This window comes from Candidatus Palauibacter sp. (genome assembly GCF_965213655.1).
Lineage (GTDB): Bacteria > Gemmatimonadota > Gemmatimonadetes > Palauibacterales > Palauibacteraceae > Palauibacter.
The window spans coordinates 1-12960 of sequence record NZ_CBDBZT010000002.1 but is presented as its reverse complement, the minus strand read 5'-3'; the positions used below and the strand labels follow the sequence as shown (position 1 = coordinate 12960).

Annotated in this window: 13 protein-coding genes and 3 pseudogenes; 1 reads left to right on the top strand and 15 read right to left on the bottom strand. The window is 66.8% G+C overall.

The features are described 5' to 3' along the window. Nucleotides 1-147: 147 nt before the first annotated feature. The 15 genes and pseudogenes from ACOOGH_RS01020 to ACOOGH_RS00950 form a co-directional block, all read right to left on the bottom strand. The gene (locus ACOOGH_RS01020) at nucleotides 148-1452 is read right to left on the bottom strand and encodes an adenylosuccinate synthase (protein ID WP_420447339.1); all 1305 of its coding nucleotides are present in this window, start codon (nucleotides 1450-1452) and stop codon (nucleotides 148-150) included. Between the two features lie 4 nt (nucleotides 1453-1456). Beyond that, entirely contained in the window at nucleotides 1457-2353 is an 897-nt protein-coding gene (locus ACOOGH_RS01015; RefSeq protein WP_420447153.1) for a Fic family protein, read from the bottom strand. Between the two features lie 40 nt (nucleotides 2354-2393). Beyond that, nucleotides 2394-3287, bottom strand: a complete 894-nt coding sequence (locus tag ACOOGH_RS01010) for a dihydrodipicolinate synthase family protein (protein WP_420447152.1) — start codon at nucleotides 3285-3287, stop codon at nucleotides 2394-2396. Nucleotides 3288-3392: 105 nt separating this feature from the next. Next, nucleotides 3393-3674 carry a hypothetical protein gene (locus ACOOGH_RS01005; RefSeq protein ID WP_420447151.1) on the bottom strand — a complete coding sequence of 94 codons (282 nt, stop codon included), beginning with the start codon at nucleotides 3672-3674 and terminating at the stop codon, nucleotides 3393-3395. A 149-nt stretch (nucleotides 3675-3823) separates the two neighbouring features. Continuing rightward, nucleotides 3824-4714, bottom strand: a complete 891-nt coding sequence (locus ACOOGH_RS01000) for a hypothetical protein (protein WP_420447150.1) — start codon at nucleotides 4712-4714, stop codon at nucleotides 3824-3826. 207 nt (nucleotides 4715-4921) lie between these two features. Further along, nucleotides 4922-5536, bottom strand: coding sequence for a hypothetical protein (locus tag ACOOGH_RS00995; RefSeq protein ID WP_420447149.1), 615 nt, complete (start codon nucleotides 5534-5536; stop codon nucleotides 4922-4924). 87 nt (nucleotides 5537-5623) lie between these two features. Further along, nucleotides 5624-6142, bottom strand: a complete 519-nt coding sequence (locus ACOOGH_RS00990) for a very short patch repair endonuclease (RefSeq protein WP_420447148.1) — start codon at nucleotides 6140-6142, stop codon at nucleotides 5624-5626. A gap of 19 nt (nucleotides 6143-6161) precedes the next feature. Next, nucleotides 6162-7421: a type II restriction endonuclease gene (locus tag ACOOGH_RS00985; RefSeq protein WP_420447147.1), complete on the bottom strand. Its 1260-nt coding sequence runs from the start codon at nucleotides 7419-7421 to the stop codon at nucleotides 6162-6164. Then, a pseudogene (gene dcm, locus ACOOGH_RS00980) lies at nucleotides 7418-8395 on the bottom strand (DNA (cytosine-5-)-methyltransferase); the annotation flags it as partial. The gene ACOOGH_RS00985 and the pseudogene dcm, both read right to left, overlap by 4 nt. A 442-nt stretch (nucleotides 8396-8837) precedes the next feature. Continuing rightward, nucleotides 8838-9074 (bottom strand): MbeD/MobD family mobilization/exclusion protein, encoded by a 237-nt coding sequence (locus ACOOGH_RS00975; protein ID WP_420447146.1) that lies wholly within the window; start codon nucleotides 9072-9074, stop codon nucleotides 8838-8840. Nucleotides 9075-9083: 9 nt separating this feature from the next. After that, nucleotides 9084-9533: a hypothetical protein gene (locus tag ACOOGH_RS00970; protein ID WP_420447145.1), complete on the bottom strand. Its 450-nt coding sequence runs from the start codon at nucleotides 9531-9533 to the stop codon at nucleotides 9084-9086. A gap of 346 nt (nucleotides 9534-9879) precedes the next feature. Next, nucleotides 9880-10317, bottom strand: a pseudogene (locus tag ACOOGH_RS00965) (relaxase/mobilization nuclease domain-containing protein); the annotation flags it as partial. Continuing rightward, entirely contained in the window at nucleotides 10307-10645 is a 339-nt protein-coding gene (locus tag ACOOGH_RS00960) for a MobC family plasmid mobilization relaxosome protein (RefSeq protein ID WP_420442123.1), read from the bottom strand. The pseudogene ACOOGH_RS00965 and the gene ACOOGH_RS00960, both read right to left, overlap by 11 nt. A 288-nt stretch (nucleotides 10646-10933) precedes the next feature. Continuing rightward, a pseudogene (locus ACOOGH_RS00955) lies at nucleotides 10934-11149 on the bottom strand (helix-turn-helix transcriptional regulator); the annotation flags it as partial. A gap of 579 nt (nucleotides 11150-11728) precedes the next feature. Next, nucleotides 11729-12691, bottom strand: a complete 963-nt coding sequence (locus tag ACOOGH_RS00950; RefSeq protein WP_420447144.1) for a tyrosine-type recombinase/integrase — start codon at nucleotides 12689-12691, stop codon at nucleotides 11729-11731. Between ACOOGH_RS00950 and ACOOGH_RS00945 the strand changes: the two genes are divergently transcribed. Next, a partial coding sequence (locus ACOOGH_RS00945) for a phage integrase central domain-containing protein (protein WP_420447143.1) occupies nucleotides 12623-12960 on the top strand: 338 nt, incomplete at its 3' end. The two genes, ACOOGH_RS00950 and ACOOGH_RS00945, sit on opposite strands and share 69 nt — an antisense overlap.

Here is a 12960-nt window from a genome sequence, read left to right as displayed (position 1 = left end):
CGGCCGACCGGACCGGGCTGCTTCGCGACCGAAAAAAAAACGCGATTGGAAGGTCTCCATTCGCGTCTCGAGAAGGCGCCGCACCGCCCGCACCCGATCCGTATTGAGCCGCGCAGTTTAGGGCTTTCCGAGACTTCAGGCAACGAGTCAGGCAGCGGCGTCCGCGGACAGGGCGATCGTCTCGCGGCGGGCGGCGCCGACGCCGACGAAGCGGATCGGTGTGGCGCAGACTTCCTCGATCCGGGCGAGGTAGCGGCGCGCTGAGCCGGGAAGGTCGTCGAAGGCCCGGCACCCCGTCGTGTCCGCGTTCCAGCCCACCCAGCGCTCGTAGACGGGGGACACGCGGGCCAGATCCGCGACGGAATCCGGAAACGAGTAGACCGGGGCGCCGTCTAGTTCGTAGCCGGTGGATAGCTGGACCGTCTCAAAGGTGTCGAGCACGTCCAGCTTGGTGACCGCGAGGCCGGTGAGGCCGTTCACGCCGGCCGCGTAGCGCGCGACGCTGCCGTCGAACCAGCCGGGGCGGCGGGGACGGCCCGTCGTGGCGCCGAACTCGCCGCCGAGCTGCCGCAGCCGTTCGGCCTCCGCCTCGGCAAGTTCCGTCGGCAGCGGACCCTCGCCTACCCGCGTGATGTAGGCCTTCACCACGCCGATCACCTCGTCGATGAGCGTGGGGCCGATCCCAACCCCCGAGGCGGCGCCTCCCGCCGTCGTCGTCGAGGACGTGACGAAGGGATATGTCCCATGGTCGATGTCGAGCAGCGCCCCCTGCGCTCCCTCGAGGAGGATGCGTCCGCCGGTCGCCAGCCCGCCGCGGATCTCGTCCCCCGCGTCCGTCAGCAGTGCCACCATGGCCGGGCGCACCTCCTCCAGCTGCGACATCACCTCGTCCTCATCCACCCGCCGATCGTCGCCGAGTCCCGCCAGCGCGACATTGGCGCGCACCGCCGCCCCCGCCACGATCTCGTGCGTGTAGTCGAGGTTGCGCAGATCGCCGGCGCGGAGCCCCGTGCGCGAGATCTTGTCGCGGTACGCCGGACCGATCCCCCGCCCCGTCGTCCCGATCTTCTTCGAGCCCCGGCTGTCCTCCTGCGCGGCATCGAGCAGCCGGTGATAGGGGAGGACGAGATGCGCCCGCCGGCTGAGCCCGAGCCGACCGTCGAGGTCGATCCCGCGGCCGCGAAGCGCGTCCATCTCACGCTTCAGCACCCACGGGTCCACGACGACCCCGTTGCCGAGGAGGCAGCGCGTCTCCGGATTCAGGATCCCGGAGGGGATGAGGTGGAGAATGAACTCCTCCTCGTCGGCGCCCTCCCCCACCCGCACCGTGTGCCCCGCGTTCGCGCCACCCTGGTAGCGCGCCACGATCGTGGCCTGCTCGGCGAGCACGTCCACGATCTTCCCCTTCCCTTCGTCTCCCCACTGCGCGCCCACGACGACGACGCAGCGCACGCTCTCATTGAACACTGTATGGCCGGCTTTCTATTCGGGTTCTTGCCGTGACCAACTCCTCCGGGTTGGCGATCGGTTCGTCGCGCGCCGCGCGAACTCCGAGGTCGAGCGACCATAGGAGTTGAGCGAGCATGAACTCCGCGAGCGGGAGGCCGTCTTCCGCGTCCGCCCGACGGAGAACCCCGAAGTATCGGTCGCGGTCCGTGCTCTTGATCACGATCGGAAGCAGGTCCTTGCGGAGGAGAATGTAGTTCGTGATGAGTCGCGCCGTGCGTCCGTTTCCGTCATCGAAGGGATGGATGTTGACGAACGACCAGTGCGATTCGGCCAGAAACTCCGGGAGCGGGTAGTCCGTCCGGGCCAGGTCGCTGCGGAACTCGCGTACCCACTCTTCCATGCGCGCGGGCGTCTCTTCGGGCTCGGCGAACCTGTGGAGTTCCCCCGCACGCGTCCGCACGTGGTTCGGCTCCGTCTTGTACTTCCCCGGTTCGATCCACTTGCGGGTCGCCCCGCCGTCGGGCGTCTCCGCCGACTTCCAGAAAGGCTCCTTGAGGAGGACCCGGTTCAGTTCTCTGATATCGGCTGCAGTGAGGGGCGGTTCGGCTGGCGCAAGTCTCCGGACCAGGCTGATGGCGACGTTATGCGCCTTCATCTCCTCGTAGTCACGCAGTGGATGCGAACCGACGGCCTGGTCGTGAAGCAGGAGAAGTTCCGTCTCGTCGTATGTGAGTGTGTTCCCCTCGATGTGGTTGCTGTTGTAGTTCCACTCGAGACGGAGCTTTTCCCAGAGGCGATCCTCGTCTTCGCTCGCCATCTCCTTGCGGGCTTCGTGCCATTGGGAGATCGCCGCTTGAAGCTCCGCCAGGGACTCTGGCGCAATGCCGTCGCTGCTGGTGCTCATAGCTTCAATATGGCGACCCGGGAACGGCTTCGGGCCGGGCTCAGGCGGAGACGCCGAGGGCGGCGGCTTCCAGGGCGGCATCGACCATGGCGAGCTTGGCGTCGTCGGCCGGCTTGAGCGGGCTCCGCGTGGGGCCGCCGTAGAGACCGAGCCGGTCGAGCGCGGCCTTCACGGCGGCGATTCCTCCCTCTGCCACGAGGCGCTTGTGTAGCGGAGCCACGCGCTCCTGCATCGCGCCGGCGCGGCGATGGTCGCCTTCCCGCCAGGCGTCGAAGATCTGGCAGCACGACCGCGTCGCGACCACGGCCACGCCGAGGATGCCGCCGACCGCTCCCGCCTCCAGCGCCGCGTAGAGGAGCGCTCCCGAGCCCACGAGCACCTGCGCATCGCGGCCGCATGCCTCGATCAGGGCTCCGAGGTTCCTGAGGTCTCCCGAGGAATCCTTGATCCCGATGATGTTGGGATGCTCGACGAGCCGGCCGACGAGATCCGGCGTCAGGTGCACCGGAACGAACTGCGGGATGTGGTAGAGGATGACGGGCACCGGCGACGCGTCCGCCACCGCCAGGAAGTGATCGCGCACCACACCCGGCTTCATCGCCTTCAGATAGTACGAGCCGGAGCGCACGAGGACGGCGTCGGCGCCGAGGCCCGCCACCTCGCGGGTCACGGAGATCACCTCGCGCGTGGACTCGGCCCCCGTCCCGACCGTGAGCGTGCGGTCTCCGATACGCGCGGCGGTCGTCTCCACCAGCGCGCAAAGCTCGCGGCGGTCGAGGAGCGGGGCCTCTCCCGTGGAGCCCGCGACGACGATGCCGGCGACGGGGTGCGAGAGCCACTCGCGCAGGTTGTTGTCGAACGCGTCGAGTGCCAGTTCGCCGTCCTCGCCAAAAGGCGTGGCCACGGGCGGATGCACACCAGAGAGAGATCTCATTGGGTTTCCGGAGTTTCCTGGTCAGTCGCGGGTCAGGGACGTTCCCGCGGGAACGTTTCCGAGCGTTCCGGACGTTCCCGCGGGAACGTATGCGGGGTGTTTTCTTCAGGCAGAGGGACTCGACACCTGTCCGTCCCGCCGGATGAAGCCCTGGAACAGGCTCAATCTGGTATCAGCAGGGGGGTGCTTCAAGGTGACCGACTTGCGGAGGCGTTCCCGCGGGAACGTCTCCGACCAACTCCGTGACCCCCCCGCAAGCGTCCACCCGGCCCGGTCGGAACCGACGCAGCGGTCCAGTTCGCCGGTGTCGTGGTATTCGAGCCCGGCCAGCCACGCGGTGAACGCGGCGCTCCCGGGAACGCAGATCGAGGTGCCCGGGACGGCCAACACCTCCAATCGGGTCAGCTGCAGGAAGCTCTCCGGGAGCGCTCCCGACAGGCCGTTGGTGTGGAGCGACAGGCTCGTCAGGCTGGCGAGGTCCCCCAGCTCCGGCGGGATCGAGCCCGACAGGTTGTTCCCGCCGAGGTTCAGGGAGGTCAGGCTGGCGAGGTGCCGAGCTCCGGCGGAATGGGACCCGTCAACTGGTTTCCGAAAAGCTCCAGGAACACAAGGTTCGCGAGGTCGCCGAGCTCGGGCGGGAGCCCTCCCGTTAGGCCGTTGGCGTGGAGCGCCAGCAGCTCCAGTTCGTCAAGGTTGCCGAGCTCCGGCGGGATCGAGCCCGACAGGCCGTTGGTGAAGAGTTCCAGCGTCGTCAGGCTCGCGAGGTCGCTGAGTTCCGGTGGAATCGAACCGGAGAGGTTATTGGCGCCGAGGCCCAACTTCGTGACCCTCCCGGAAGCGTCCGTCTCCACGCCGAACCACTCCTCCAGTGGTGCGTCGGTCAGCCAACCGGCACTGTTCGTCCACTTGGACCCGCCGGCCGCTTCGTAAAGCGCCGCCAGCGGGGCCCGGTCGGGACTGACGCAGCGGTCCAGGTCGCCGGCATCCTGGTATTCGAGCCCGGCCAGCCACGCGGTGAACGCGGCGCTCCCGGGAACGCAGATCGAGGTGCCCCTGACGGCCAGCGACTCCAATCGGGTCAGCTGCAGGAAGCTCTCCGGGAGCGCTCCTGACAGGCCGTTGGTGTGGAGCGACAGGTACTCCAAGCTGGCGATGCCGCCGAGTTCGGGCGGGATCGCACCCGAGAGGTTGTTGGAGCTCAGGTCCAGTTCGCTCAGGCTGGCGAGGTTGCCGAGTTCGGCCGGGATCCCGCCCGACAGGCCGTTGGTGAAGAGCTGCAGCGTCGTTAGGCTCGCGAGGTCGCCGAGTTCCGGTGGAATCGCACCCGAAAGGTCGTTGGTACTCAGGTTCAGGAACAAAAGGCTCGCGAGGTCCCCCAGCTCGGGCGGGATCGAGCCCGACAGGCCGTTGGCGTGGAGCGCCAGCACTTCCAGCCCGTCGAGGTCGCCCAGTTCGGGCGGAACTATCGTATGAAACTATAACGTACGAGTGAACAACGACTTATGGTGGATCATATCGACTCATGTATCACTCAAGATATGCAGATTTGGGACGAGAAGCCATGCGACCCTATCGGATGCAGCTGGACACTTCTGGGGGGATTAGCGAATGCCACGGACGCGAACGTTGGCACGTCATTCCCCCACCCCGGCCACCGAAGGTCTCTCGATCTGGAGCATTACGCGGTTGATGAGTTCTACGAAGGTAGAGATGTCGCTGAGGTGGTGACACCAGCGCCCACCGTCCAGCGCCTCCCACGAGTAACGCTTCTCCCACCATCTCAGATCGCTATCAAGGTACTCGAACCAGCCCTGAAGGTTTGAGATCTCTCTGTTGACGGGAGGCTGTGGAGGCGTCCGGCGTGTCGGAGTGCAGGCGAATGCAATAAGGGTCAGGCCGTCGGCAGGAAGCACGCTTCGATATGTGGACTCAAGCCGATCTTGGTACTCCTCGGGAATCTGCCCGTACAGCTTCGCTAGACAGTGACCCTGCTTCCCCCGAGGGATGGGCTTGTTGGTCAGGTGAAGGATCAGCTTCAGCATCAACTCCAACGCGACTCCGAGGTTGTAGTGCGAGACCGTCTTCATCGACACCCACATGTCCCGGTGCTTGCGGCCTTGCATGGTGGGCACGGTGCCGTCGCTATCACTGCGTATGCCGTGATGTCGGATCTCCGACTCGACATGCATCGCGGTGGTCTTGAAGTCGTGGATGTTGTCGTACAGCAACTGAAAGGCGAATAGCTCCACAGCGTGATCCTCCTATCGTCAGCCCTGCTGGCGCGGTGACCGCCCAAGAGAGCCGTTCCCTGCCTTGGTCGCCATGGGCGGAAATGGTCAAGGGTGCGAATGTGCCCTTGTGGCGGCCTTGCTCGGGACCCGCGGTTGTCCATGGGCGTGGCCAAGAAACCTCCTGACCGCGTCGGCCAGATGATCCAGGTCCTTCGTCTCGCACTCCCAGACGACCAGAACGCGCCAGCCCATCTCCTCCAAGGCCCCCTCGTTTCGTCGGTCGCGGCGGACGTTGCCGTCCAGCTTTTGCCGCCAGAACTCGCGCCGGGTGGTTGGGAGCCGGTTTGCCGGGCAGCCCGTATGGCGGTGCCAGAAGCAGCCGTGGACGAAGATCGCCTTGCGGCGCGGTCGGAACACCAGATCGGGACGGCCCGGCAGTTCCTTGGCGTGGAGGCGGTAGCGGTAGCCCATGCCGTGAACGAGCCGCCGGACCATCATCTCGGGCTTCGTGTCCTTGGAGCGGATCCGGCCCATCAACTCGCTGCGCTGTCGGGCAGTGAGCGGATCGCTCCCAGGCCTCCCCTCTACCAGCGGCCGCGTCGTCCGGTTCGGCTGCGGAGCCATGGCTCCGGTCTCCCATTCGTCATCGCTGTCGCGCCTCGACTTCCGTGATGAATTCCTCGAACGTCCATAGCCATGCCTGCTGGTTCGCGGTGTAGCTGGCGTGGATGGCATGGGGCACGACCAGTTGAAGCTTCGCGACGGTCATTTGGTGCGTCTGGGACTCGGATATACTGGGTTCGAGTGTCAGGAGGTGCTTGTCCGGAATCTTCTCCGCCTCGACCAGAACCTGCCGCCAGCGGTCCTTGCAACTCGACTTGGCCCCGAGCATTGCCAAGCACCACCACCCCGTGGCGGCGGCCCGATATGCCTCGATGCCGGGGAAAAGGAAGTCCGGCCGATGGTTGTGTTCCGTAATCGGACCGCGGTCGAACGACAGCTTGCGGGCGCGGAAGACCGCCGCCGCTTGGTGCTCCAGAGAATGGCCCATCCGCGCCTTCCGCCGATTCTGGACGCTGAGCGAGAAACGCAGGAAACCATCCACGTCGACCTCATCCTCGGTGACGAAGCCGTCCCGGAGGTGTTCCGCCACGACCTTGCGCTCAAGGCGGCGGAAGAGGGCCTCCTCATGCTCCAGCCAAGCAAGGAGTGCACCGTCCGGATCATCTTCCGGGCTGACGGCATCCTGCAAGGTGTTGCGCGCGAGTTCGGAGAAATCGGCGGTCTTGGGAAACACTGTGCCGAACTGCTCGATGATGCCGTCCAGTCTGGCCTCATCGGCCTCCTCGAACACCACCCCGAGTTCGTCGAAAATGTAGCGGGCGGCGAACCCCAAGGGCTCGTCGGCCTCGATCTCGCGCGCGAGAAAGGACTTGCCGGGGCTTACTCCGAAGAGCCATGAGAGCTGCTGCTCGCCTGTGGACCCCGCAGCGGCGACGACGAAGTAGAGCAGTCCATCATTGTGCATCGCCAAGAACAGCGCATCGCCCTCCCTCATGGCCTCCGTGACGGGATTCGCGGAATAGTAGAGCCGCCATTCCGGCGAACGGTGGGGCTGATTCTCCCTCGCGTCGTAGTATGTGGCCGGGGCGTAGGAAGTGAACCCGCCCGGCTCGTCGGGCTCGGGAGCGGCGCTCCCGTCGGCGGCAAGCGTGCCTTGCTCCTCGCCAAGCCAGACATAGCGAACGTTGAAGCGTTGTTTGCGTTCGCCCAGGACCTGCCTCCTCATGTCTGGCGTCACGCCGATCTCATGCTGGTTGGACCTCTTCGGCTCCGCATCAACTGCGGACAGGTACTTGGCGCCGACTCCCGTGAAGTGGTCGCGAAGCTGTCCGCGCCTCATGCAACAGCGCCCTCGATGTGGGGGGCCATGAGCCGTGCGATGGCACGTACCACGGGAACCACGACCGCGTTGCCGAATTGACGGTAGGCCTGCGTGTCCGAGACGGGAATCTCGAACGTCGGTGCGTCCGGCTCGTCGAACCCCATCAGCCTCGCGCATTCCCGTGGCGTGAGCCGTCGTGGAAGACCGTTTTGCCGGATAAGGATTTCGGAGCCGTCCTTGTAGTAGCGGGCCGAGAGCGTCCGAGCCACATCTCCCCGTCCGAACAGCGAGTAGCCGAACCCGTTCCCGGCCGCGCGGTGCTTTTTCTTGTAGTTCTGGAGATAGGTCCAGAGGTGTTCGCTCAGCGTGTACTTGGGATCGACGTCCGCCTCCAAGATGGTTTCAAGGGTAGGGTGGTTCCCGGTCGGGACTTCAAGATCGTCGAAGTCGAATCCGGTGTCCCGCTCGAACCCGGCGATGAATATGCGTTCGCGCTTCTGAGGCACCCACGGGGAGGCGTTCACGATCCTCGTGCGGATGTTGTATCCGAGTTCGGTCTCCAAGACGTGCAGGATCGTCGCGAACGTTCGCCCACGGTCATGGTTCTTCAGATTCTTCACGTTCTCGAGGAGGAAGGCCGAGGGACGGTGGTGGGCGATGATCTTCGCCAGATCGTGGAACAGCGTTCCCTGGGTGTCGCACAGGAAACCGTGGGGATGGCCCAGAGCGTTCTTCTTGGAGACTCCGGCGATCGAGAACGGCTGGCACGGGAATCCCGCGAGCACGACATCGTGCGCCGGAATCATCTCGGGAAGGGACGAGTAGGGTCGGATGTCCCCGACGAACTGGTGGTCGGCACTCTCCGGGAAGTTGGCCGAATAGGTCTGCTTGCAAAAGCGGTCCCACTCGGACGTGAACACACACCTGCCGCCGATCTCCTCGAACGGACGACGCAGCCCCCCGATGCCCGCGAAAAGGTCGATGAACCGAAAACCGTTCACGGAATGTCCTCCCCGAGTGTCGGCGGCTCGACTCCGTGGACGCCAAGAAGTTCCAACGGCACGTGGGAATCGCAGGTGGTGTGGCCCGGCACGTCGTTCGGGCTGCGGTCGGGAGGCGTAGAACCCGCTCGGTGGCATACCCTGCGGCATCCACGCTTCAGCACCATCGCCTCGAAGCTCTCCTCGCTGTTCCTATTGAACCGTTTTCCGTTGACATGCCCGCTGACCAATAATGCTTGGTCGTCCAAGGGGTTGACAACCCAGGGCAGCCCGCCGGGTTTCGTTGGCGACGGTCCGGGTGCCGCCCTCCCGCGTGCCGGTATCGCTCATTCGCAAGTGGCCGTCCTCTCGATCCCGCACAGCCGACTTCCTGATATGGGGCACCCTCACCGGCTCGGTCCGGCATCGCGGTCCGGCCTGCGCGGCGGCGTTATCACCAGCCGTGGCCGCGCGGTCTCGCGGCGGCGGATGTCCCGTAGTACTCCTTCAAGCGCGTCACTTGCGCGTTCAGCCGCTCGATTTGCCGCCTTAAGGTGTCGTTCTCCGCGCTCAGCCGCTCGACGTGCCGCCGCAAGGCTTCGACCTGCCCGGAGTGCCGCCGCTGCTCCGTCTCGTACTGCTCGGACAACCTCTTCAAGGCCGCCGTCAACTGCCGTTCCAACTCGTTCATACAGCTTCCTCACTCTCTTGAGAGCCTTGCGGCAGGCCGCTCGCGCCAGGTCCAGCGCGGTTTGTCCAGCGTCCCCGCCGACAACACCACGGCCTGCTCTACCTCGATCTTCAGAAGTGCGATCCGCCAGGTGTCCACCTCCATCCGCACGAGCGTCCGCCGGGCCTCCTCGATGTCGACGTCCAGGTTGGTGTCCGTCTCGATCCGGGCTGGGATGCGCGTCCGCAGCCACCGCATCGTCGCCCAGCTTCCGCCGAAGATGCCGAGCCAGAGGCTCAGACCGAATGTCAGCAGTCGGAGCCAAGCCCTCGGCAGCAGCGCGCGCATCCGCCCGGTCGCTACCCCCGTATCGCGCTCGATGGTATGCAACGCGTTCCTCGCGGCGCGCGGCGAGTTCTCGGCGGGCCGCGCGAGCTCGCTCGGGGTGAACTCCCCGATTTCCCTGTGCTCGTGCTCCAACCGCCTCGGTATCCGCTCGGTCAAGTCGTTCGCGCTGGAAGTCAAAGGCGTAGAGCCGTCCCTTCAGCCGCCAACGGTCTCCGGTCTCGGGGTCCATCGCGGTCAGGTAGTTCTTGCCTTGGCGCGGCACTTCCAAGCCCGCCTCCCGGAGCGCGGCGACGACATCGAAGCGGTCCTTCACCGCGCCGTGCTCGACGCGCTGGAGCAGGTAGTCCCGGATCAGGTCGCGGGGGGAGGCTTCGATCCGGAGCCCGGCGCGCAGCTGGGCAGCTTCGACGTAGGCGCGGTGTCCGGGCTGCTGCACTCTGGCCCGCGCCGGGTCGTCGGGTCGGCTCCAGCCGTGTTCGTGGTTGAAGGCGTCTTGGAACGGGCCGAACGTCTTCTCCCAGCCCGGAGGGGCGATGTTGACGCTCCGCCCGGTCTCAAGGTCGCAGCGTGCGGCCAAGACATGGACATGGGCACCGCCGCCCTGCTCCCGGTGGAGCACCGCCGCCCAAGCGTAGCGGTCGGGTTCGAGCCCGGCCCAGGCCGTCTCCTCGAACGCGTCGAGAACCGCGTCGATCTGTTCTTCGGTGGGTTCGTCCTCCGGTGCCCATGCGATCACGCCGGAGGTGTACTTGTGCTCGAAGGCCAGAGTGTCGGCCACATCGGCCACTTGGTTCGGGTCCCCGCGCAGGACTTCGACATCTTCGCGCGGCTTCCCGGCCGCGTCACGCTCACCGAGGAGATAGCGGGCCGCCTTGCGGGCCGATCCGGTCCCGTGGGCGAGGAACTTAACGAGCATCCGCGTCCGGGCTTCCGACACGGGCCAGTGCCCGGAGCGCCCGCTCGATGGCGATCAGGTGGGCGATCACCTCGACGGCCTCGATGGCCGCCTTGTGGGTATTCACCCAGCGAGCGATCTGGTTGAGGTTGTTGCCGATCCGCGCGACCTGTTTGGTACGCTCGCGCTCGACCTCGGTCGCCGGGGCGGTCCATGTCCGCGTTCGGGCCATGGCCTCCCGGACGAGCGCCGATAGCGGGACGCCAGCGGCCGCGGCCTTGGCCCGCCAGTCGGCGAGTTCGGCCGCCGACACGCGGGCGGAGACGGTTGCGGGGCGCCGGTCACTCATCGGACGACCGGCCAACACGGGGGACGGGGGGCGGAGCCCCCGCCCGCGCGCCGCAGCGGCGCGCGGATCTTGGTGGGGATCGAAGGGGGGCGGCGCCATCCCCTCGCCAGCCCGGTGTCTTACACCGGGTACGCTGGCTTGACTCCCCAAGGCGTGGCCAACGGGCTGTTCCCTGGCCGCTTCCAGCGCGCCGTATCATCGAACCGGGCGGGCTTCCGCCGCCCGCCAACCGGCCTCGTGGTCCCCGTGCGCGGCCCCGCCGCGCTCACGGGCCTGATCGCCGTCGAACCGGCTCTCGGCGATGCGCTCGCGGACCCATTCGTCCACCTCGGCCTCGATCCAGCCGACTGCACGCCCGCCCAGCGCGACCGGCCGGGGGAAGCGCCCCGCAGCCACCCGGACATAGATCGTGCTCCGCGACAGGCCGGTGCGCTCCATCACCTCCGGCAGCCGCAGGAAGCGCGTCGGCGGTTTCGTTCTCTGTTCGTTGGGGTTCCCGGTCATCGTCATGCTCCTCCTCTTTGTTCGCTGCTTGCTGGTCGGTCTTCGGTGTCGCGGACGTCGAAGCCGATCCCCCGCACGTCGGCACTCACCGTTCTGCTCCGCGATGAACGCGAGAATCCGGTCCGCCGTCCTCAGCGACGGCGATCGGCCACGGTCGATCTGGCGCATCAGATTCGGGTCGCCCACCGCCCTCTTGCCGAACGCGGTCCGGCTCAGGCCCGAGCGCCCGAGAAACGCGCTGATCCGCGAAATGAACTGTCCTTCCAGCGTCTCCATGCTCGAACGCTGAAAGGCTGTTCAGAGGGGCGTCAACTGTAGGAAATGACCTACTTCGTCCGTAGTCGTTCGGGGTCGTCCGACGTTGTCCGAGAGCCGTTCGAGGCCGCCGCCAGCGGCGCGGCAGAGACACCCCCATTGGCAAATTGTCGAGTGATCGTCCAGAGGTGTGGAAGCCGGTCCGACGAGGACGGTTCGACCCGGCCCGCCGACGTGGATGGGGGCAACCCGGTCGCGGCTGCCCGCCGACCGCGCTACGGAGGTGGAAAGGCCGTGCTGATCGGGGTCGTGGGAGGGGTGTGGCTACCCGAGGTACTCGCTCCACGCCTGCATGACTTCGGCGCGGCGCGTCAACAAATCGGACCGCTGATACGCCTGAACGACTTGGCTTCTCGGGACGTGGGCGAGGCAGGCCTCGGCGACCTCGGCCGGGACGCCGGACTCCGCCATCCACGACCGGGCGCTCGACCGGAACCCGTGCAGCGTCGAGGCAGCCCCGGCGCGCTTGAGCACCCTGAGCGGTGCTTTCGGCGGCAGCGGCCCGCCGGTCCGCGACGGAAACACCAGCGGCGATTCGGTCGCCAGCTTGCGCGCCCGGTCCAGTACGTCCAGTGCGCCTGCGCTGAGCGGCACAACGAACTCGCGGCCCGCCTTCATCCTCGAAGCGGGAATCGTCCACCTTGCCGCGTCCATGTCGATCTCGTCCCAGAGCGCGCCCCGTGCCTCGCCGGGACGAACCGCCGTCAGCACGATCAGTTCGACGCACAGAACCGCCGAGGGGTGCGTGTCGGTAGTCCCGCGAACCGCCCGGAGCGCGGCGGAGACCTCTCCGTGGGGCAGCGCTCGGTGGTGCGTTGTCGTGTGGCCGTTCGCCTTCGGCAGTGCAACGACCGCGCGCTCGACCGGGTTGTCCGGCCGGTAGTTCCGACCGATACACCACCGGAAGACCGCAGTGATCCGGTGCTGGGCCTTTCGCGCGGCGGCGGGCTTCGAGTTCCAGATCGGCGCGAGACACCGGAGCACGTCCGCGCTCTCGATCCGGTCCACCGGCTTGTCGAGGAGCGGCGCGGCGTGCAGCCGGAACGTGGACTCCCACTGTTCGGGAAGCGGGCTCCCGGCCTTCCACGCCTCGCGGTGTAGTTCAATGGTCTTCGCGGCGTCCCGACGTTCGCCGAGGCCGCCGAGAAGACCATCGAGTTGCACCGCGAGGCGTGGAAGGTCGGGAGCCCGCTTCCCGAGCAGTGGGAGTCCACGTTCCGGCTCCATGCCGCCCCTCTCCTCGACAAGTCGGTGGACCGGATCACGAGCGCGGACGTGCTGCGGTGCCTCGCGCCGATCTGGAACTCGAAGCCTGCCGCCGCGCGGAAGGCCCGGCACCGGATCGCCGCCGTGTTCCGCTGGTGCGTGGGTCGGAACTACCGCCCGGACAACCCGGTCGACCAGGCGGTCGAGGCCCTGCCGAAGGTGAATGGGCACACCACAAGCCACCACCGCGCGCTCCCGCACACCGAGGTCCGGGCCGCGCTTCGTGCGGT